Raw genomic sequence first — 21,481 nt, forward strand, 5'->3', positions numbered from 1 at the left:
AACATAAGGATATAAAAATGTTATTGGATAAAATTCTTACTGCAATCTTCGGCTCTCAGAATGACCGTGATGTAAAAGCCCTCCGCCCGATTTTGGCGGCTGTAAATGCAAAAGAGGAATGGGCAAAAAGTCTTAAGCCGGAGGAGTTCCCAGAAGAGACTAAGAAATTTAAAGAACGTCTTGCTAAGGGTGAGACACTTGATGATATTCTTCCGGAAGCCTTTGCCCTGGTTCGTGAAGCTGCCTTCCGTATCCGCGGTGAGCGTGCTTTTGACGTTCAGGTAATGGGTTCTATCAATCTTCATCAGGGTAAAATTACTGAAATGAAGACTGGTGAAGGTAAAACTCTTGTTGCCGTTGCTCCAGCTTATTTGAACTCTCTGGAAGGAAAGGGCGTTCACGTTGTAACAGTAAACGATTATCTTGCAGAACGCGATGCCAATACAATGCGTCCTGTATTCAGCTATCTTGGCCAGACAGTCGGCGCAATCCTTTCAAATATGGATACAGAAGCCCGCAAGGCTGCTTATGCCTGCGACATTACTTACGGTACAAACAACGAATTCGGTTTTGACTACCTTCGCGATAACATGAAAATCGACCTTAAAGACAAGGTTCAGCGCGGATTCAACTATTGTATCGTCGACGAAATCGACTCTATCTTGATTGATGAAGCCAGAACTCCTCTTATTATTTCCGGAGCAGGCGAAGATGATACTTACAAATTCCACGAAGTTGATAAATATGTAGGCGAACTTAAAGAAGTAGAAAAGGACCCTAAAACCGGCGAATATCCTGATGAAACTCAGATGGAGCCGGAAGAGCGTGCAAAAATCGAAGGTGACTACACTCTTGATGAAAAATCAAAGCGCGTGTCATTTACCGACAAGGGTATGCTTCACATCAACGAAATCCTTCACAAGCACAATCTGATTACTGGTGCCCTGGAAGATGAAGAAAACTTTGAGTATACACATTACTTTACTCAGGCTCTGCGTGCCCATCTTTTGTTCCACAATAACGTTGATTACATCGTAAAAGACGGACAGGTTCAGATTGTAGATGAATTTACAGGACGTGTTCTTGAAGGCCGCCGCTATTCAGACGGGCTTCATCAGGCAATCGAAGCAAAAGAGCACATCAGAATTGCTCAGCGCAACCGCACAATGGCTACAATCACATTCCAGAACTTCTTCCGTATGTACAACAAGCTTTCCGGAATGACTGGTACTGCCGCAACAGAAGCTGTTGAATTTAATAACATCTATCATCTGGATGTAGTAGCAATTCCAACAAATAAGCCGGTTGCCCGCGTTGATGAAAACGACCTTGTTTACCTGAATGAAGAAGATAAGTGGGAAGCAATTGCTAAGGAAATTGCAGAAGCCCATGCAAAAGGTCAGCCAATTCTTGTCGGTACAGTTTCTGTAGAAAAATCTGAGCATCTTTCTGCTTTGCTTACCCGCAAAGGTGTCCGCCACGAAGTTTTGAACGCTAAAAACCATGCCCGCGAAGCTATGATTATTGCAGAAGCCGGTGCAAAAGGCGCTGTAACAATCGCAACTAACATGGCTGGTCGTGGTACAGATATTAAACTTGGCGGCAGCCCTGAATTCCGCGCTAGAAAGCGCGCCGGCACAAATGCTACAGAAGAGCAGTACAAGGAAGCTCTTGCAATTGAAAAGGAAAACTGGAAAAAGGATTACGAGGAAGTAAAAGCCCTCGGTGGTCTTTATGTAATCGGTTCTGAACGCCATGAATCACGCCGTATTGATAACCAGCTCCGCGGTCGTTCCGGCCGTCAGGGGGACCCTGGACGTTCCCGCTTCTTCATCTCTATGGATGATGATTTGATGCGCCTCTTCGGCGGCGAACGCATGAAGCTTATGATGCAGAGAATCGGTATGGAACCTGGTGAACCAATCGATCATCCATGGCTGAACAAGGGTATTGAAAAGGCCCAGTCTAAAGTAGAAGACCGCAACTTTGAAATCCGTAAACACCTTCTTGACTATGATGATGTTTTGAACGAGCAGAGAAGCGTTATCTACATGCAGCGTGATGACATCCTTGCAGACGACAATCTTTCTGAGCGCGTAATGAACAACGCAAAAGATGTCGTTGAAGATTTGTTCGACGAATACGAAGATGCTGTAAAACACGACAAGCATTCAAATGCTCCTTTGAACAATTTGAACGAAAAGCTCAGAAACTACTTTGGTTTCCAGCTTCCTGCAGAGCGCGTTTCTAAAGAGGCTGTAATTGCAGCCCTTCAGAACGATATTACAGAAAAGGAAACACTTGCCGGAAAAGAAAACCTCAATATGTTCATTCGCTACCAGTATGTTCAGATTATTGATAAAAAGTGGCTTGATCAGCTTGAAACTCTTGAAGGCTTGCGCGAGGCAGTTTCTCTCCGTGCTTACGGTTCAAAGAACCCTCTTACAGAATACAAAAACGACGGTTTTGATATTTTCTACGAAATGCTGGATTCAATCCGCAATACAGTAATGAGCCGCGTATTCAAAGTACGCATTCAGCTTTCACCTGAAGCTGCTGAACAGCGCCGCCGCATGGCAGAGGCTCAGGCTGCAGCTGCAAATGCCCAGCACAACGAGGCTCAGAGCATGGGAAGTCAGGCCGCTCAGGCTCAGGCTGCAAGTGCTGCCCGCCAGAATTTCAGCGGTGCTCAGGCCCGCGCCCAGGCTGCCGGTTCTGCAACTAACGCCCGCTCTCAGGGTGACAACGTAACTGTCCGCCGCACAATGCCAAAGGTAGGCCGCAACGATCCTTGTCCTTGCGGAAGCGGTAAAAAGTTTAAGAACTGCCACGGCCGTTAGTACAATAAGGATAATGTCCCATAAATAAATAGCCACAGATGGGACACAGATTTTCACAGATACTATTTTTTATCTGTGTCTCATCTGTGTTTATCTGCGGCTAATTTTTTCCCCTAATACCTATAACCTGTCACCTATAACCTAGACCTTACCACGTCTGGTTGCCGGCCAGAATCTATACACAGGTTTTCCGATAATATAGCGCTTGTTTACATACTGTGGCGCCATCATCGAGTAATAGGTGATGGCATTTTTGTCATCTGGAGTAAGAGGCTTTTCTGTCTGCTCGTATGAGTGGCGCAAGTCCAGGGAATTAAAGCGGTTATCACCCATCATAAAGTAGCAGTTTGCCGGAATATACTGGGCATTTCCGTTTTCATCATTTGCAGGGAAAAGAGGCATATTGCGTTCATCAAGAAGGCTCTGAATATACCAGTTGAGTTTCTGGGCAAGCTCATAGTTTTCTGAAAGCAGGCTGTCTTTTTCCCAAAGTTCTTTTCCGGCATTGCTGAACTGTAATTCTGCAGTACGCAAAACTATATTTCCAAAGACGATTTTTGCCATAACGTTCAGTCTGTAATTTGCCTCAGCATAAAGGTCGCGCTCCTTATTTTTAGCCCCAGTCCAGGAAGTCATAAAATCACTGAACCATTTAAGGCCATCTTTTTTTGTGATGATGTTATAGGCAATTTCACTTGCATTTGAAAAAAGCTTATATTCAAAGAGGGAAGGAGCCTTAAATTCTTCTGAAGATTTAATTTTGGCTGCTGCTTCACTGCCTGTAAGACGCTGCAGATTTCTTACAATTTCATTTGCCCGGAATTCAGCAACGGTTAAATCGTAATTGCGGCGGTATTCCTCAAAATTAAGCATTTCTTCGTATTCAGAAGCAGAAAGAGGGAAGGTCTGAACCTTCTTTTTAATGCCCGGCTGCAAGTCATTGAGATTCCATGTAGCAAATTTATTATCAAGAGTTACTTCTTCAAAATCGTGATTTTTTGTACGGGCATAAAGCTTTCCGTCCTGCATTACAAGCTGTTCGCCCGGAACACCGCAGATACGCTTTACAAGAGGGTCTGCTTTAAGCTCTCCGTCTTCATCGCGGTTGAGGTTTACAGTCATAAAGGTCAGCATGTAAATCAGCTGGCTGGTAACAGTTTTTACTTCACTTTTACGGTCAAGACTGTAGTGAGGATTTCTGAGGACAATTGTCTGGCCCCGCTTGTATTTTCTGAAGTCAGGAAGTCCGATATTTGTAAGCGGGAACTTTGGTCCGCAGTCGATTTTAGAAACAATTACCCGGTCTTTAATCAAAAAGGTCGGAACCATTGATTCAGATGGAATTTCGTAAAGCTGGAAAACAAAAATCTGAAAAAGCATTACGGTAAAAATCGCCCAGATAAGGGCATCTACCCAGTCGATAACTTCGTAGGCAATACGGCCGGCGCCCTTAGGCTTTTTGAAGTCCGGCTTGATTTTCCAGTTTTCTGTAAGTTTTTTGATGTGCTTTTCATTCATTTTGTTAGAAAGCATAAGGCTTGTAACAAAAATGGCGGCCCACAAAAGCACTGTGACTAAATCTAATACGTATGGTGTTCCGTTTTTACCTGCTCTACGCAAAATGAAGCAGATTAAAAGAAAATAAGGCAGATATTGAATCAGCTTTAATACTGCAACTGCCTTGCCGCCATCAGTTTCTATAAAAATCTTATTATATAGAAGAAATGCAAGAATTCCTGTAAAGGCAAGCGCCATAGGGAAGGCAAGCAGTGAAATATCAAATGAAAAATTAATCAAAAGAAGGGTAAAAAGTGCAGCGCAGGCAAGCTGAATGCACGAAAGCTTTTTAAATGATTCAAATTCTTTATTCATGCAAAAACTATATCACAAAACTCTGCATTGAAAAATCCCTAAAATTCGTAGATAATATTTCTTATGAAAAAGAGTTTTGCCGTTTTTGCAAGCGTAGTTTTTGCCGCAGCTTTTACTTTTACAGGCTGTTTCCGTTCAGAAAGCATTGAATCCATTAATGAAAATCAGCTTTTTACGGTTCCTTATGGTAATTTTGAAGAGCAGCTTGGAATTAAAGACTTGAACGGTGTGGGCGGCGTTCGTTACGGCGTTTTCATGCGAGACGGTTTTTTCTATATTAGTAACGGCGATGCAAAAAAAGTAATGGAGCTGAACTCTTACGGCGATCTTTTGACTCTTTACTATAATGAAGATTCTGAAATCAGCGCTCTTTTGAAAAACTCAAAACGTGACGCCCAGAGCATTCACTATGAAATTTCCTATCCCTTTAATTATGAAGGAAAAATTGCTGTCGATTCTCAGAAAAATATCTATCTTGTATGTTCCATGCCTCGTGACCGCCAGGAACAGAGTGAAGACGGTTCAAATCTTTTCAGCCAGACAGTTCTGCGAATTGCCCGAAACGGTTCTTCGGTTGAATATCTTGGTCAGCAGGGACCTGGCGGAATTCCATTTCCATTCATAAAGAATATCTACACTACAGAAAAGGACGAGCTTGTTGTTGTCTGCAATTCTTCTGACGGTGTTCTGGTTTACTGGTTTGCGACAGACTGCTTTTTGAAATATAAGATTCCGCTTTCTGAAAAATCGCTTCCAAAGCCTGACAGTTCAGAAGATCTTCCGGAATATTTTGTTACTATTGATAACGTAATTCCAGATTTGACTTCAAACTTTTTGTATGCCAAGGTTGATTATTATTCAAATTATATAGATGAAGAATCAAAGGTACAGTCTGGAATCAATTATGTTCAGACCCTGCTTTTCCCTCTTGATATCGAACAAAGTAAATTCGGTGAGCCTGTTTCAATTCCGCCTTATGAGGAATCTGTAGTAGCAGATTACAGCCGCCTTACCTATAAAATCCCTTATGATTTCCTTGGTGTTACAAAATCGGGCTGGAAATTCTTTATCATAAAAAATGATGACGGTTTTACAATTCAGATGGTTCAGAGCGAAAATCAGAAAATTTTGAGACGGCACTTTACAGCTGACCACAATTCTATTCTTTATGATTCTCTGGCTCTTTCGCCAAACGGAATTATTACTGCCCTTTATCTTGAAAAAGAAAATGCCCGCGTTGTCTGGTACAGAACTGACAGTTTGATTGAATCGATTTTGAAAAACTAGCGGGGGCGGGCTTTGTTCGAAGACGTAAAGGAAATCCTTGATCCAGAGCGGGAAAAAAAAGAATATCACTTTTTTTATAATCACGAAGAGCGAATCAAAAATGCCCCTCAGATTGTGAAGGATTATTATGCGGGCAAGATGAAGCCCTTACGTGGTTTTCAGGCCCTTTATAAAAATAAGGCAAATCTCTACATCCTTCTTGCCCTTGTTTTTTTTGTTGGCGTTGCCTGGATTTATACGGGCTTTAACCGTTCCAGAAATTATGCCAAAATCCAGGGAATTGACTGTCAGCTGACTGCTTTTTCCTATGATGATACGATTTATGCAAGCTGCAAATTTTCGCCAAATCCAAGGTCAAAAAGAAATGAGCCCGCCCAGATTCAGGTAAAATATCAGGCCATAAATGCAGATAAACAGCTTGCCTGGGAAAGTGAAAAAGATTATGGAAGCCTGGAAGCAGGCGGCGAGCTTTTTTTACGCACAAAACTTATGGATTATGATATTATAAGAGTAGACGCACTTGTGTCGGTTGACGGAGAAGAAAAGGAACTTTCAACTCCTGTAAAGAGGTAAGCATGAGCAGATCTGTTGCGTGTATTGATATTAGAGAGGGAAAGGTTTTTCTTGCAAAACGCCAGAATACCGGCGATATGGGCGGAAGATGGGAATTCCCCGGCGGAAAAATCGACGCCGGAGAGGATTTTGAAACTGCCATTAAGCGCGAAATGAATGAAGAGTTCGGCGTAGAGGTGGAAGTTTTTGAAAAACTCTGCGATGTTACTTTTGAGCACAAAGGAAAAGAATGCTTTGTAGATGCCTTCCGCGTTCATTTTGCCGAAGACGGTCTTAGCCGCCGCTTTACTCTTACCGAACACACTGACTATAAATGGGAAGATTTTAATAAAATCCCTGAATTGAATTTTGTTGATTCTGATTTGAAAATTTATACTAAGCTCAAAGAGATGGGGCTGTAATTTATGAAAAAGTATCTTGTCCTTCTTTTTTGCGCCGGCCTTTTGATTTTTGCTTCCGGCTGTAAAAAAACTGATGATAAAATTGAAACTGTAGATTTTGATAATTCATATCCATTTGCAATTGCTCCTGATGTGGACTGGGCTGTTGTTTCTGAACCTTATGTCGGCTTCAGGGAAGAACCTTCCCGGGATTCGGCAACAAATTCTTACTGCCGTAAAGATGAAATTTTACAGGTTACAGGCTTTGCTATTAATCAGGAAGGGGAGCAGTGGTATCTGTTTGAAAAGGGCTGGATTCCTTCTTCAAGCCTTGTAATTTATTCAAACCGCTATAAGGCTGAGTCGGCTGTAAAGCAGGCTGAAAAGAAATAGCGGAAAGGTTTAGAAGATGCTGATTATTGCAGAAATCGGGACAAGTCACGAAGGTTCAAAAGAAAAAGCATTCCGCCTTATTGACGCCGCCGTAGAAAGCGGGGCAGATGCAATTAAATTTCAGTGGGTTTATGCTGATGAGATTTTGCATCCGCTGACGGGCTTTGTTGATTTGCCTACGGGACGCATTCCTTTGTACGAACGCTTCCGCCAGCTGGAATGTGAAAAGTCTTTTTACAAGGAACTTCTGGATTATACTCATTCAAAAGGCTGTAAGTTCTGCTGTTCTCCTTTCGGGCTGAAAAGTCTTAAAGAGCTTTTGGAAATTGAGCCGGACATCGTAAAAATTGCTTCACCGGAATTGAATCACTATAAGATGCTGGAAGCCCTGCGGGATTACCGGGCGGCAGAGAAGCAGGCTGGAAAATCTCCGGTCCCTGTGATAATTTCTTCCGGGGTTTCAAAGCTCTGCGATATTGAACGCGCTTTTGAGATTCTGGGAAGAGAAGACGTAAGCTTTTTGCACTGCGTAACAAGCTATCCTGCCCCAGAAGCGGATTATAAACTTGGAGTTATGGCTTCTCTTGGAAAAATCTTTGGTGTGGAATACGGTGTTAGCGACCACAGCCTTGATCCTATGCTGGTGCCTTCTTTAAGCGCAGCGCTTGGCGGTACTGTGATAGAAAAGCACTTTACACTTAGTAAAAAAACATCCGGTCTTGATGACCCTGTAGCTCTGGAACCTGAGCAGTTTGCCCTTATGGTTCACGCAGTCCATCAGACTCAAGCCTTGATGAATCGTTACGGACGCGAGCGGGGACTGGAAGAAGTTATCAAGCAGTTTAGCGAAAACTTCCCTCGCGAACAGCTTGAAGCCATGCTTTTTGACTGCAAAAAAGAACTTGCGCCTTCAGAATCTGCAAACTACGGGCGGACAAACAGAAGCCTTCATTTTATGCGGGATATGAAAAAAGGCGAAAAAATAGGCCAGGGGGATATTGCGATTTTGCGTACAGAAAAAGTGCTAACCCCGGGAATAAATCCTATGTTTTATGATATGATGATTGGCGCTGAACTTACCTGTGATGCCAAGAATGGAGAAGGCGTACAGTTCAGTCACGTGATAAAAAAGTAAATAAATATTTGCCATGTCCGCTTAGGCGGAGTTTTAGGAGACATAAATGAAAACAAATGCATTAAAAGGAATGAGAGATATTTTGCCGGAAGAACAGAAGCTCCGTGACTATGTTCAGGGAAAGATTCTGGAAACTTACCGCGCTGCAGGTTTTGAGCGTATCTCTACACCAATTCTTGAAGATTCAGAAAATCTTGATAAATCTGACGGCGGCGACAACCTCAACCTGATTTTTAAGGTTCTTAAACGCGGAGAAAAACTCGATGCCGCTCTTGCCGCTAACCCTGATGCAAAAACTCTCAGCGATATGGGACTCCGCTACGATTTGACTCTTCCTTTGAGCCGCTTCTATGCAGCAAACAAAGATAACCTTCAGACTCCTTTTAAGGTAATTCAGACAGACCGCGTTTACCGTGCAGAACGCCCTCAGAAAGGCCGCCTCCGCGAGTTTGTTCAGTGCGATATCGATATTCTTGGTGATTCTTCTCCAAATGCAGAAGTTGAACTTATTGACGTAACAGCCCGCGCAATGCTTGCAATCGGTTTTAAGGATTTTTCTATCAATATCAACGACCGCCGCATTCTCCGCAACATGCTGGAAAACTTCGGCTTTGCCACAGATACTCTTGATTCTGTCTGCATTTCTTTTGATAAGCTTGATAAAATCGGAGCAGACGGCGTAAAGGCTGAGCTTACAGAAAAGGCTTTCCCGGAAGCAGCCGTAAATGCCCTTTATGATTTTATTACCGGGGCTGGTGACGGCATCACTCTTGAGCAGGTTGCATCAAAATGCGCTGACCCTGCAATTGCAGATGACCTTAAATATATTATGGAAACTGCCTCAAAAATTGCAGGCGGCCGCTACAAAATCACTTACTGTCCTAACTTGGTTCGCGGACAGGGCTACTACACAGGCCTTGTTTTTGAAATTGCCTGCCCACAGTTCAGCGGTGCAGTTGGCGGTGGCGGACGCTACGACAACATGATTGGAAAATTCATCGGACAGAATGTTCCTGCTGTAGGCTTTTCAATCGGTTTTGAACGTATCTGCGGAATTTTGTTTGACCAGAAATATCAAATTCCTGACGCAAAAGAAAAGTGCGCGCTTTTGTATGAAGACGGAGTAGACTTCTGCGAGGTAATGAAAAAATCTGAAGAACTCCGTAAGGACTACACGGTAGCAATCTTCAAAATGAACAAAAAGCCTGGTCCTCAGTTTGCAATGCTTGAAAAGTGCGGGTATACCAAGTTTGAAAAGATGAAAAAATAGCCACAGATTGACACAGATATACACAGATAAGGTGGATTAAAAAAAAACGCGAGAAGGAGAGGTTCAGATTTCAAAAACATTCTATTTTTGTCTGCCGTGCGCTAGCGGCGCGTTCAATAGTTTCATTACAAAAATAGCATGTAGCGCCTTATGGCGCGGTTTTGAAAGCTGAATTTCGACTGGAAGCGTTTTTTTTTTTATTTGTACATAATTGACATTATTTATTCATATTTGTATATTTGTTACCGAACAATCGGTAACGTTACCGGCTGTTCGGTAACATTATTATGGCAGAAGAACTTTCTACAAAAGAAAAAATTATTCAGGCAACTTTCTCTTTATTGAAATCAATTTCCTTAAACTCGATTTCGCTTTCCCGTATCGCAAAGGAAGTTAATATTTCTAAAACTGCCATCTACCGTCATTTTAAAAGCAAAGAAGATCTGGAACTGGCAATTAAGGAAAGGGTTTTTGAAACAATTTATTCCAATATGAAGAAAATTGACCTTCTTTACCGCGAAAAAAAATACAAGGAATGCATTGTTTCAGCCCTCCGCTTTTTGAAGGTTCATCCTGAAATCATAAATTACGGACTTTTTTCTTCACCTGATGTAGGCGAGGACAAGCGCCTTTACCGCTACTGTGATGAAGGTGTCTGCTTTTTCTCTCCTTTCTTTGACGAAAATCACCGGGTAAAAGATTATCCCCTTTATACAAAGGGGCTTTTCGTTGGCGTAACGATGATTGATTTTATTCTGGGCTGGTTTAGAATTTCTGAAACAGACGAAAATCAGTACGAAAATTTTGAAACAAACGTTTTGAAAATCATCCATGAGGGCCTTACATGCAAAAAAGACCTTCTTTCTAACGCTGATTTTGCCCGCCTTGATTCTATCTGCCTCAACTCTCTTGCTTCTCTTCCTCAGCTTGATAAAAAACTTGTTGCCCTTTCTACTGTCGTAGCAAAAGTCGGCTTCCCAAATGTAACTGTAGAAGCTGTGGCAACGGAACTTGGAATGGTAAAAAGCAGTCTTTACACCTGGTTCAGCGACAAACAGCAGATGCTGACTTCTCTGATCGCGCCGGAAATCAACCTCATGCTTTCTACTGTACTTCAGAATATGACTCAGGTTCAGAGCCCTCTTGAAAAACTTTACGTGCTTTTAAAAACAGAAACCATCTATTTTAATACAAGAAAAAAGATGCTGACTGCCTGCAAATGGATTCAGCTTGAAGGAAACTATAACCGTGAACGCTTTGAAACAATAGCTGATGAAGAAATCGCAAGTGGAATTGCAGCCGAAATTGGAAACTCGGTCACAAAAAATGCAAAGAAATTATATTCCTGCTTTGACCCGAACCTTATTGGCGGATGGATTTTTTCATTCCCGGTATTCCTTGTTGTAAATGCAATTCATCACGAATTTTCAGAAATAGAACTAAATGATTCATTAAGGAGTTTATTTAATATGATAGCCGGTGGACTTACATTGGATATAGATTTAAAAAAGGGAGGTAATGTTTGATGAAAACAATTACTAAATTATTTGCAGCATCGTGCTTTTTGCTTAGCCTTTCGTTTTTAAACGGTCAGGAAAAAATCACTTTGACAATTGACCAGGCGGTAGACTATGCGCTTGAAAATTCTAAGACTCTTAAGAGCGCGGCCATTGACCTGGAAATTTCTAAACGCGCCAGTGCCTGTTCCTGGAATACACTTTTACCAAGTGCCAGTTTGAGCGGAACTCTTGCCCGCAGCAATAATATTGATTCGGTGAAGCAGGCTTTGGGAACTTCAGCTTCAATTATGGGACTTCACACAGGACAGCTTACAGTTGCAGACTTGATGAACCCTGACTCCCCTAAGAAAAATGCTCTTGTAGATAATATGTTTGATGGCATGTACGAAAGCGAAGAAGTTGCCCGCTGGCATCCAGTCGGCTCACTTGCTTTCCGCTGGGATTTTAATATTGCAAAAATCTCAAAAATGTTAATTGCAAAAAAGCAGTATGAAGCCGGAAAAATCAGCTGGGAAAAGACCTGCAACGAAACAGAACTTCAGATCCGCCAGTTATTTTACGGAATTCTTATGATGCAGGAAAAACTCAAGATTGATGAAGATTCCTTGAACAATTCAGAAGCCCGTATGAAACAGGCAGAAATCAATTACCGTAACGGTCAGGTGCCGGAACTTTCCCTGCTTAATGCCCGCGTAACTTATCTGAACAAAAAGCCGGAAGTTGAGTGGGAACGCCAGCAGATGGAACAGCAGATTGATATGTTTGCCTTCCTGCTTGGACTTCCTTACGGACAGAAAGTTGAACTTATTGGTTCTATTGATAATGATTATGAAAGACTCCGTTCAAATCTTGGCGAACTTGATGCAGATTCTCTTTATGCAAAATGCGTAGACCAGAATTCAGAGATTTTGAACCTTAAAAAGACAATCGAAGTTCAGAAAAAGGCAATCAATGCTTCTAATTTTGTAACTTTCACACCTTCACTTTCTGTAGGCTGGGGCTTTAGTCCGACAGTAAGTAACATTAAGCAAAACTGGTTTGATGATAAAAATTATTCAGACAGCGGAACTCTTACAATTACTCTTGCTTATCAGAATCTTTTTGACATGCTGCCATTCAGCGCAAACATGCAGAGCATCAAAGATGCAAAACAAAAGCTTGCAAAAACTCAGATTGGTCTTGAACAGCTTTATCAGAATACAGAAATGAAAATTCACAACTCTGTAGCTGACATCAACAAAAGCCTTGATAACATTGCTAACATGAAACGTAATATTGAAGTTGCCCAGAGTGCCTATACTTCAACTTTGCGCGGTTACAACAACGGTTCACAGGAAGAGCTTGCCGTAAAAGATGCAGAAAACTCCTTGAAGCAGGCAAAACTTGGCCTTATGAATGAAAAACTTACTTTCATTACAACTGTAATGAATCTTGAAAATCAGCTTAATACAAAGCTTACAAAATAGTAAAAAAAGAGGGAAAACATATGAAGAAAATTATTTTTACTTTGACGGCGGCTGCTCTTTTGGTGACTGCCTTTACATCCTGCGGAAAAAAGGCTGCTAAGGCTGCAGACGAAGGTTCAGATGAAATTTTGTATGCAGTAACTGCAAAAAAACTGTCTGTCGGTACTCTGGACGATTATCTTGAATTCGGAGGAGACGTTGATTCAGTTTCTTCTGTAAGCGTATTGCCTGATATGGCCGGAAAACTTTCTGCTGTAAAGGTTTCTGTCGGAGATAACGTCGTAAAAAATCAGATTATCGCCTATGTTGATGCAAGCCGCCCGGGATATAATTATTCAGAAAGCCCTGTAAAGGCTCCTGCTGCAGGCCGGATTATTTCTCTTGTTACAAATATCGGTACAACTGTAAGTCAGGCAATGCCAGTTGCAAAAATCAGTAATACTGAAGAAATGGAAATTAAAATCAACGTTCCTGAGCGTTTTATCAGTCGCGTAAAGGAAGGTCAGCGCGTAGAACTTACATTTGATGCTTATCCTGGAGAGGTTTTTGGTGCAAAGGTTTCTGAAGTAAGTCCTGTTCTTGATAATTCAAGCCGTACAATGCTTACAAAAGTCCGCATTGTTCAGCGTAATAATCAAATTAAAATCGGTATGTACGCCCGCGTAAAGCTGATTACAGAAACCCGCTCAAATTCAATTGTTCTTTCTTCAACAGCGATTGTAACACGCGAAGGAAAGCCGTATGTATTTGTCCTCAATCAGGCTGCATCTGAAGATGAAAAGCCTACAGTTCATCAGCAGGCTGTAAAGCTTGGCCTTACAATCGATGATAAAACTGAAATTGTAGACGGCCTTACTGCCGGTCAGATTGTTGTAACAAAAGGTCAGAGCCTTCTCAGCGAAGGTTCAAAGGTAAATGTAGTTTCTCTTACTGAATAAAAAAGTCAGGTGGATTTTTATGACATTTGTAGAAAAATTTGTTAAAAAACCGGTAACGACACTGCTTGTTTTTATAGTTCTCGTTGCCCTTGGTATATACTGTACCTTCAGTCTTCCTCTGGATTTGTATCCTGATATGGATCTTCCTTACATGATTGTTTACACACAGTACGGAAATGCTGGTCCTGAGGAAGTAGAGCAGAGCCTTACCCGAACTCTGGAAGGCTCTCTTTCCGGTGTAACTGGTCTTAAAAAGCTTCAGTCGCGTTCCATGACTGGTATGAGCCTTGTAATCATGGAGTTCAATTACGGAACCAACCTTGATGCGGCCGCCAATGATATCCGTGATAAGATTGACCTTGTCCGTTCTTATCTGCCGACCGACGCAAAAACTCCGATTACAATCCGAATGGATCCTTCCATGATGCCTATTATGATGCTGACTGTAAAGGGGCCCCGAACTCCTGAGGAAATCCGAACTCTGGCAGAAGATACACTTAAGCCTCGACTTGAGCAGATTGATGGAGTTGCTTCCATTAATGTAGTTGGTGGACGCGAGCGTTCAATTAATGTTGATATTCCCCGAGACCGTCTTGAAGCTTACGGCCTTAGCGTAAGTACAATTGCCCAAATGATTGGTGCTCAGAACGTTCAGTCTTCGGGTGGTTCCATTGAAAGTGATGAAATCAACTATTCGATTAAGACAAACGGAAAATACACAAGTCTTGAGGATTTGAAAAACACTGTAATTTCCTATAAGACTACTGCAAGCGACGGTTCTTCTGCACCTTCTGTTGTAAAGCTCCGTCTGCGTGATATTGCGGATGTTTATGAGGGATATAAAACTCAGTCAACTCTTGCCTTCCTTGATGCGGAACCTTCCGTAATGCTCATGGTAACAAAACAGAGCGGTAAAAACTCTGTAGCGGCCGCAAAAAAAGTCCGCAAGACAGTTGATAAGCTCAACAGGGAAATTCCTTCAGATCTCAGCATTGTAGAAACCTACAATACAACTGATATTATTGAGCAGACTGTACATGAGGTTGTAAAGTCGGTAATTATTGGTGCGGCTCTTGCCATCATCATCCTCTTTATCTTCCTCCGTTCATTTAAAACAACCTTTATCATCGGTCTTTCCATCCCGATTTCGGTTTTCATTACCCTCATGCTCATGTACTTTAAGGGAATCTCAATCAATATGATTTCCATGGGTGGACTTCTGCTGGGTATCGGTATGCTTGTAGATAACTCAATCGTAGTTCTGGAAAATATCTTTGCTTACCGCCAGACAGATGCAAAGCCGACCGTTTCTGCAATCCTGGGTTCTCAGGAAATGGTTTCTTCCATTACCTCAAGTACACTTACTTCAGTTTGTATCTTCCTTCCAATGGTAATGTTCCAGAAGCAGCTTGGAATGATGGGACAGATGTTCAACAACCTTGCCTTTACAATCATCTTCTCTTTGATCTGTTCGCTTTTTGTCGCCGTTGCCCTTGTTCCTGTTTTGTGTTCGACCTATCTTCCTCTGGATAAAATGAGTGAAAAAGACCACAAGGGACTCAGCTACGGAATTAACCGCGCCTTTGACCGTTTCTTCATCAATCTTGGAAATGTTTACGGCCGCGGGGTAAAATGGGTTTTACACCACAGAAAAACTTTCATTTTCAGTATTCTCGGACTTCTTCTGATTTCTTTCATTTCTATCAAATGGATCGGTTTTGTATTCATGCCGGAAGAATCAGAAAATACAATCAGCCTTGACGTAACCCTTCCAAAAGGTTCTACTCTGGATGCAACTTCTGAAGTTGTTGCTGAATTGCAGCAGAAGTGCTGGGGCGTTCTTAAAGGTGTAAAATATACTTCTACAACTGTAGGCGGCTCATCCTTCCTTTCTTCAAGTGCAACTACAAACGAAGCTACAGTCCGCTTTACTTTCTATACAGGAAAAGAGCGCAAGCCGGGCTGGGATAACGATAAGTCTGCAAAAAAGAAGGTTGAAGAATTCTTTAATGACTTCCCTGGAACTCAGATTAAATATTCTCAGAATATGAACAGTGTAGGCTCGGGCGGTACTGTAATCGAAATTCGCTGTGATGACCTTAATCTTTTGCGCCAGACCGCAACTGATGTTCAGAAGGCTCTTGAAACTTACGGAAGCGACTTTATTACCTCTGTAACAAGCGACCTTGAAGACGGTCTTCCTCAGGCTGAAATTGTTGTTGACCGCGACCGTATGTATGAGCTTGGTCTGAATGTTTACAGCGTAGGTTCAGAAATTTCTGCCGCAATCAATGGTACAACAGCCAGCCGCTACACAAAGAACGGTAATGATATTGATGTTGTCGTTAAGCTTGCAGAAAAAGACCGCAAAAAGCTCAAGGATCTGGATTCAATTTTTGTAATGAACAGCTTTGGATCCCGCATTCCTCTTTCAAGCTTTGCTCACGTTGAACAGACAACTTCTCCGGTAACAATTTACCGCCAGAACCAGACCCGAATTATTAAGGTTACTGCAAAAACAGTTGCGGGTACTTCTCTTGATGTAATTCAGAAAAACATCAATAAGATTATTAACGACAACATTCCAAAGGATGATGCTGTCAGCATTACAATCAGCGGTGACTTTGCCGATATGATGGAAGCCGTTGTAAAATTCGGTGCAATCATCATCATGGCGGCAATCCTGGTATTTGTAGTTATGGCCAGCCAGTTTGAATCACTTGTGGATCCATTTATCGTATTGTTTACAATTCCTCTTTCCTTTATTGGTGTAATTGCAATTTACGCTATTACAGGAACAAAGCTCAACGTAATTACGATTATGGGTGTCCTGGTTCTTGTAGGTACAATTGTAAATAACGGTATCGTACTTGTAGACTATACAAACCTTTTGCGTAAGCGAGGCTATGGTCTGGAGGAAGCATGTATTCAGGCTGCTTCTAACCGTCTGCGCCCTATTTTGATGAGTACTTTGACAACTGTTATTTCCCTTGCACCTATGGCCTTCTTCCCTGGTGAAGGAAATACTTCAATGCAGCCGATTTCCCTTACCGTATTCGGAGGTATGACCTTCGGTTCTTTGATGACTCTTTTCTTAATGCCTACTATTTACTTTATCGTGAACTCTAAGCGTATGAAAAAGGCTGAAAAGAAGGCAGCTAAAAAGGCTCTTAAGGAACGCAAAAAGCTTGCTGACCGCGGATTTACAGAAGAGGATATTACTCATATGGCAGGATATTCAGAAAATATTGTTGCCAGAACTTCTGCCTCAAAGAATGTTTTTGAAACTGAAAAAACTGCAAAGGTAGAAGAGACAGAAAAGCCTGAAAATCCTGCACCTGTAAAAGCTTTTGTTTCTCCTATTGCTGAAATTTCTGAAGATGAAGAAAAAGACGGAAAGAAGAAAGCCAGAAAAAAGGATAAAAAATCTTCTGAAAAGTCTAAAGAAGGCAAAAAAGAAAAGAAGCACAAGAAAGATAAAAAACATAAAAAGGATAAGGAATAAGGTTATAATATGGAAAAGAAAGTTCGTATTGAAATTATGTGCTCTCAGGCTCTTGAAGAAGACTTTACCGAAGAATTCAAAAAGCTTGGAGTTGGCCAGAAGTTTACAAAAATCAATCCTGTTATGGGTGCGGGTTTTAATAAGCCTCATCTTGGAGACAACGTCTGGCCTCAGCTTAACCTTATGTACATAATTTACTGTTCAGAAGAAGAAGCTGAAAAAATCAAGCACGTTGTAACAAAATTCAGAAAGCTTTTTATTACCGAAGGAATCGGCTGTTTTATTTCTTCGGGATACGAGTTCTAGCTGATATTAAGAACCACAACTACAAGGGCGACAATTTTAGAAACCGGGTTTTCTGCAATGCGCCCGAAGTAGAGGTGGAAAACAGTTCCGTCAGACTGTTTAATATCAACAATCTCAGAAGAGCTTTCCGTCTTGCATTTTAGAACGGTATTTATAAACTCAGAGACTCCGGTTTCTGGGTTTTTATTTTTTTCAGCCAGAGGAAGAATCTTTTCTTTTAAGTAAGGCGGGAAATAAGTTGTCAGGAAGGTCCTGTAAGATTTATTTCCCCTTGTGAATTTGATTTTTTCATCATCAACTTCAAAAAGACCCATAGGGAGGGTGTTAAAATAATTTTTGTAAGATTCGCCTTCATTATTTGTGATGACAGAAAGGTCGTAGAGATTGATTTTTCCAAGGGCTGCGTAATAATCTGATTCGGCAGGATTTTCAAAACCAATCTGAGTTCCCTTGTCATAGCGTTCAAAAATCTGGATAAGAGGAATCGGTTTACAGAAGTGATAGCCCTGAAGTTTTGTACAGCCGACTTCGCAGAGGAATTCAACCTGTTCTTCAGTTTCAACGCCTTCTACAATTGTCTCAATTCCAAGGCTCATTGCCATGCGGATAAGTTCTGTCAGGATAATCTTGCTTTTCTGGCTTGAAGCAAAATTCCTCATAAACTTCATGTCCAGCTTAATCAGGTCAAAGTGGAAATCCTGCAGAACATCAAGGGAAGAATATCCGCTTCCAAAATCATCCATCCAGACTTTAAAGCCCAGGGACTGGAAGCGCTCAACCTGAGTTTTCATGTATTCAAAATTACTTCCGATTACACTTTCTGTAATTTCAATCGTAAGCTTTTCGTGAGGAATGCCGCTCTGGTCAACCCGATTTGTAATTTCCTTTACAATATCACAGGTTTCAAAATCCGAACGTGAAAGGTTTACAGAGTTTGGAACGACGTAAAGTCCCTTATCAGCCTGGGCCTTCATTTTTTCAAGAATCTTTTCTGTAACGTAAAGGTCAAGCTTGTAAATGAGGTTAGATTCTTCAAGAATTGGAATAAAGGCATCCGGGCTTAGCATTCCGTGAATAGGATCAATCCAGCGGGAAAGAGCTTCTTCATCACAGACCCGGCCGGTAGCAGCGCGAACAATAGGCTGGTAATAAACCTGAATCCATTCTTCCTTTAAGGCGCGGTCAAAGTTTTCTATTATATAAAGCCTGTTCTGGCTTTCCTTTAGCATGGATTCATCAAAATAAGTAAAGTGGGAAACATAGGCGTTGCGGGTTTTGTCGCAGGCCATTTTTGCCCGGTCGCAGGCAAAGCAGGCTCCGATTCTTCCCATCTTGCTTGAATAAATGCCAGCCCGCACAGGAAGGGTCTTTCCGCCGTTCAGGTTTTCGCATTCTGCAAAAAACTTCCAGAGGCGCTGTTCCAGATCATCATCACTTGTAAAGACACAGAACCTGTCCATGCCGAAGCGGGTACAGTTTTCATTTGAAAAATATTTTACCAGAAGCTTTGAAAAAGAGCGGATAAGGTTATCGCCCTCTGAAAGTCCGTATTTTACATTAAAATACTTCATGCCGTTTAAATCAAAAAAGAGCATGACAGGAGTTTTTCCGGCATTAATCAGTTCATCAACTCCTTTTTCGGCAATCTCAAAAAAATAGCCCATATTAGGAAGCCCGGTCAGGTAATCGTAGGTTACCTTATGATAAAGACTGCTGATTTGAAGGGCGTTGGTGATTGTATGTGTCAGGTCATTTGAAATGGAAGCGTCTTCTACATATTCACCTTCATCAAAATACCAGACGGCGGCAAGCTTTATCCCGTTTTTGTAAAAATGTTCGCCGCGGGAATGAATGATTCTGTATCTGTTGTTTACTTTAGTTCGGAAAATAACGTCGTATTCGCCCTGGTCTTTTGCAAAGGTAACTGCGGCATCGGCAATGCGGGCCGTATCATCAGGGTGGCAGTCGCGGTACATATCATTTTCTGTCAGGAAATAGGCATCTTCTTTTGTTTTAAAGCCAAAGAGGTCGCAGAAGCCCTTAGACAGCGCAACTGTAACAACACGGTTGTCCAGGAACTGATAAACAGCTAATGGAACTGGAGTATTTTCTATAAGTGCAAATTCCTGCTCTTCGTATCTAAACTTTTCCATTAAAGCTCCGTTATAAATACCTATAATTAAGTTTAATTCAGATTTTCAGAATGTCAAATTGATTTTCTTTTGCAAAAAAGGCCGATTTCGCCATATGGTACAAAAACGCAAAATACTGTATTATTTTCTAGATAGACTGCAAAAATGGGCGAAAAATACGCCTTCTACTATATATTATAAGGACAAACAAATGGATTTTGTTGAATTTGGTCTTGATGAAAGACTTTTGAAGGGAATTGAAGCCGCCGGTTATGTAAGCTGCACACCGGTTCAGGAAGAGGTGATTAAGGCTTCACAGGATGGTTCTGATTTATATGTTCAGTCACAGACAGGAACCGGAAAAACTGCTGCATATCTTGTTGCCGTTATCAACGAGATGATTACAAAAGAAGAAGCAAAGGGAAAGAAGCTTCTTGTATTAGTGCCAACCCGTGAACTTGCCGTTCAGGTAGAAGAAGAGGCTAAGGTTTTAGTTGGAACTTCTGGCCTTAAAGCCTTCAGCGTTTATGGTGGTGTAGGTTACGAAAAACAGATTGCAACACTTAAAAAGGGAGTTGATATTGTAATCGGTACTCCTGGCCGCGTAATTGATTTGCAGGAGGGCGGAAACCTTGATTTGAGCAATGCTGCTTTCTGTGTAATTGACGAAGCTGACCGCATGTTTGATATGGGCTTCTATCCTGATTTGCGCCAGATTCTTAAGTGCATTCCTGAGGCTGAAGACCGCCAGACAATGCTTTTCTCTGCAACTTTGAACTCATACGTAAAGAACCTTGCATGGGAATATACACGCGATCCTAAAGAGATCACAATTGAAGCAGAAAATATCACTGTAAGCGAAATCCAGCAGGAGCTTTTGCACGTTGCAAGCAGCGACAAAATGAAGCTTTTGATTGGTATTTTGAAGAAGGAAAATCCTGCCAGTGCAATTGTATTCTGTAATACAAAGAGAAGCTGTGAGGTTGTTGCAAAACGCCTTCAGATTAATGAAATTAAGGCAGACTTCCTTATCGGTGATTTGCCACAGTCGAAACGCCTTAAGCTTTTGAATTCATTTAAGGCTGGCCAAGTTCCAGTTCTGGTTGCAACTGATGTTGCTGCCCGCGGAATCGACGTTGATGACCTTGCAATGGTAATCAACTTTGACCTTCCTGTTGAGGCTGAAAACTATGTACACCGCATTGGTCGTACAGCCCGTGCCGGAAAATCTGGAAAGGCCTATACCTTCTGTTCAGAACAGGATGTTTACAATCTTCCTGCAATCGAACGCTATGTAGAAATGACAATTCCTTCTTCCGTTGCATTTGAAGATCAGATGCTGGAAGATAAATCTGCCGGCATGTACATTAAGACAGAAAACTGGCGTGACGATGACACTTACGACAACCGCGGCGGCTACAGAAAAGGCCGTGACGGAGACTTCCATAACAAGCGTGGTGGAAAATCAGGCGGTAAGGGAAGAAGCGGCGAAGGCTATAAAAAATCTTACGACGGTAAAAAGTCTGACTACAAGAAAGACGGATACAAAAAAGATTACAAGAAGGGCGACTTCAAGAAGGGTGCTCCTAAAGGTAAGTCTTATATCGACCCGGAAAAGCTTGCAGGTATGTCTTACGACGAGCGCATGAAGATGTACAAGGAACGCTACGGAAACGGAGCTGCATCAAAATCTTTAGGCTACAAGAAGGCAGATTACAAGAAGAAGCCATATAACAAGGCTGGAAAGAAGGGTAATAATGGTGGACGCTATGCTAACAGCAAGAAAGCTGCTCCTAAGAAGACCTTCTGGCAGAAAGTTAAGGCTTTCTTTGGCCGCTAATACTTGACTTAGACTAATAAAATT

General features: G+C 41.8%; 15 protein-coding genes. 13 read left to right on the forward strand and 2 right to left on the reverse strand.

Going from position 1 to position 21,481, the window contains the following annotated elements; all coding sequences use genetic code 11:
• Positions 1 to 17: 17 nt before the first annotated feature.
• Positions 18 to 2,840, forward strand: a complete 2,823-nt coding sequence (gene secA / locus T530_RS0100205; protein ID WP_027727270.1) for a preprotein translocase subunit SecA — start codon at positions 18 to 20, stop codon at positions 2,838 to 2,840.
• A 141-nt stretch (positions 2,841 to 2,981) separates the two neighbouring features.
• On the opposite strand, the gene lepB is transcribed toward secA, so the two are convergent.
• On the reverse strand, positions 2,982 to 4,712 hold the full coding sequence (gene lepB / locus T530_RS0100210) for a signal peptidase I (RefSeq protein WP_051537677.1): 1,731 nt from the start codon (positions 4,710 to 4,712) through the stop codon (positions 2,982 to 2,984).
• Positions 4,713 to 4,775: 63 nt separating this feature from the next.
• Here lepB and T530_RS0100215 point away from each other — a divergent pair, with 63 nt between their 5' ends.
• The 11 genes from T530_RS0100215 to T530_RS0100265 all read left to right on the forward strand — a co-directional run bounded on the left by T530_RS0100215 (position 4,776) and on the right by T530_RS0100265 (position 17,485).
• Positions 4,776 to 5,999: a hypothetical protein gene (locus tag T530_RS0100215; protein WP_027727272.1), complete on the forward strand. Its 1,224-nt coding sequence runs from the start codon at positions 4,776 to 4,778 to the stop codon at positions 5,997 to 5,999.
• A 12-nt stretch (positions 6,000 to 6,011) separates the two neighbouring features.
• Positions 6,012 to 6,572, forward strand: a complete 561-nt coding sequence (locus T530_RS0100220) for a hypothetical protein (RefSeq protein WP_027727273.1) — start codon at positions 6,012 to 6,014, stop codon at positions 6,570 to 6,572.
• A 2-nt stretch (positions 6,573 to 6,574) separates the two neighbouring features.
• A complete protein-coding gene (locus T530_RS0100225; RefSeq protein ID WP_027727274.1) occupies positions 6,575 to 6,973 on the forward strand; it encodes a (deoxy)nucleoside triphosphate pyrophosphohydrolase in 399 nt (132 codons plus the stop codon).
• Between the two features lie 3 nt (positions 6,974 to 6,976).
• Positions 6,977 to 7,345 (forward strand): hypothetical protein, encoded by a 369-nt coding sequence (locus T530_RS0100230; RefSeq protein WP_027727275.1) that lies wholly within the window; start codon positions 6,977 to 6,979, stop codon positions 7,343 to 7,345.
• 16 nt (positions 7,346 to 7,361) lie between these two features.
• Complete coding sequence (locus T530_RS13085; protein WP_038073192.1) at positions 7,362 to 8,480, forward strand: N-acetylneuraminate synthase family protein; 1,119 nt, start codon at positions 7,362 to 7,364, stop codon at positions 8,478 to 8,480.
• Between the two features lie 46 nt (positions 8,481 to 8,526).
• A complete protein-coding gene (locus tag T530_RS0100240) occupies positions 8,527 to 9,750 on the forward strand; it encodes a HisS family protein (protein ID WP_027727276.1) in 1,224 nt (407 codons plus the stop codon).
• Positions 9,751 to 10,037: 287 nt separating this feature from the next.
• A complete protein-coding gene (locus T530_RS14475) occupies positions 10,038 to 11,276 on the forward strand; it encodes a TetR/AcrR family transcriptional regulator (RefSeq protein ID WP_027727277.1) in 1,239 nt (412 codons plus the stop codon).
• A complete protein-coding gene (locus T530_RS13095) occupies positions 11,276 to 12,736 on the forward strand; it encodes a TolC family protein (RefSeq protein ID WP_051537679.1) in 1,461 nt (486 codons plus the stop codon). Before T530_RS14475 ends, T530_RS13095 begins: the two co-directional genes overlap by 1 nt.
• A 20-nt stretch (positions 12,737 to 12,756) precedes the next feature.
• The gene (locus tag T530_RS0100255; RefSeq protein WP_027727278.1) at positions 12,757 to 13,674 is read left to right on the forward strand and encodes an efflux RND transporter periplasmic adaptor subunit; all 918 of its coding nucleotides are present in this window, start codon (positions 12,757 to 12,759) and stop codon (positions 13,672 to 13,674) included.
• Positions 13,675 to 13,693: 19 nt separating this feature from the next.
• Entirely contained in the window at positions 13,694 to 17,179 is a 3,486-nt protein-coding gene (locus T530_RS0100260; protein WP_027727279.1) for an efflux RND transporter permease subunit, read from the forward strand.
• A 9-nt stretch (positions 17,180 to 17,188) separates the two neighbouring features.
• The gene (locus tag T530_RS0100265) at positions 17,189 to 17,485 is read left to right on the forward strand and encodes a PG0541 family transporter-associated protein (protein ID WP_027727280.1); all 297 of its coding nucleotides are present in this window, start codon (positions 17,189 to 17,191) and stop codon (positions 17,483 to 17,485) included.
• On the opposite strand, the gene T530_RS13100 is transcribed toward T530_RS0100265, so the two are convergent.
• On the reverse strand, positions 17,482 to 19,638 hold the full coding sequence (locus tag T530_RS13100) for an EAL domain-containing protein (protein ID WP_051537680.1): 2,157 nt from the start codon (positions 19,636 to 19,638) through the stop codon (positions 17,482 to 17,484). The genes T530_RS0100265 and T530_RS13100 overlap by 4 nt on opposite strands.
• A 190-nt stretch (positions 19,639 to 19,828) precedes the next feature.
• Between T530_RS13100 and T530_RS13105 the strand changes: the two genes are divergently transcribed.
• Entirely contained in the window at positions 19,829 to 21,457 is a 1,629-nt protein-coding gene (locus T530_RS13105) for a DEAD/DEAH box helicase (RefSeq protein WP_038073195.1), read from the forward strand.
• The last annotated feature ends 24 nt before the right edge of the window (positions 21,458 to 21,481 follow it).

Source organism: Treponema sp. C6A8, assembly GCF_000619925.1.
GTDB lineage: Bacteria > Spirochaetota > Spirochaetia > Treponematales > Treponemataceae > Treponema_D.

Excerpts from the sequence above, each read along its gene's own strand:
- secA (WP_027727270.1), top strand. The coding sequence starts at position 18 with ATGTTATTGGATAAAATTCTTACTGCAATCTTCGGCTCTCAGAATGAC.
- lepB (WP_051537677.1), bottom strand. The coding sequence starts at position 4,712 with ATGAATAAAGAATTTGAATCATTTAAAAAGCTTTCGTGCATTCAGCTT.
- T530_RS0100215 (WP_027727272.1), top strand. The coding sequence starts at position 4,776 with ATGAAAAAGAGTTTTGCCGTTTTTGCAAGCGTAGTTTTTGCCGCAGCT.
- T530_RS0100225 (WP_027727274.1), top strand. The coding sequence starts at position 6,575 with ATGAGCAGATCTGTTGCGTGTATTGATATTAGAGAGGGAAAGGTTTTT.
- T530_RS0100230 (WP_027727275.1), top strand. The coding sequence starts at position 6,977 with ATGAAAAAGTATCTTGTCCTTCTTTTTTGCGCCGGCCTTTTGATTTTT.
- T530_RS13085 (WP_038073192.1), top strand. The coding sequence starts at position 7,362 with ATGCTGATTATTGCAGAAATCGGGACAAGTCACGAAGGTTCAAAAGAA.
- T530_RS0100240 (WP_027727276.1), top strand. The coding sequence starts at position 8,527 with ATGAAAACAAATGCATTAAAAGGAATGAGAGATATTTTGCCGGAAGAA.
- T530_RS14475 (WP_027727277.1), top strand. The coding sequence starts at position 10,038 with ATGGCAGAAGAACTTTCTACAAAAGAAAAAATTATTCAGGCAACTTTC.
- T530_RS13095 (WP_051537679.1), top strand. The coding sequence starts at position 11,276 with ATGAAAACAATTACTAAATTATTTGCAGCATCGTGCTTTTTGCTTAGC.
- T530_RS0100255 (WP_027727278.1), top strand. The coding sequence starts at position 12,757 with ATGAAGAAAATTATTTTTACTTTGACGGCGGCTGCTCTTTTGGTGACT.
- T530_RS0100260 (WP_027727279.1), top strand. The coding sequence starts at position 13,694 with ATGACATTTGTAGAAAAATTTGTTAAAAAACCGGTAACGACACTGCTT.
- T530_RS0100265 (WP_027727280.1), top strand. The coding sequence starts at position 17,189 with ATGGAAAAGAAAGTTCGTATTGAAATTATGTGCTCTCAGGCTCTTGAA.
- T530_RS13100 (WP_051537680.1), bottom strand. The coding sequence starts at position 19,638 with ATGGAAAAGTTTAGATACGAAGAGCAGGAATTTGCACTTATAGAAAAT.
- T530_RS13105 (WP_038073195.1), top strand. The coding sequence starts at position 19,829 with ATGGATTTTGTTGAATTTGGTCTTGATGAAAGACTTTTGAAGGGAATT.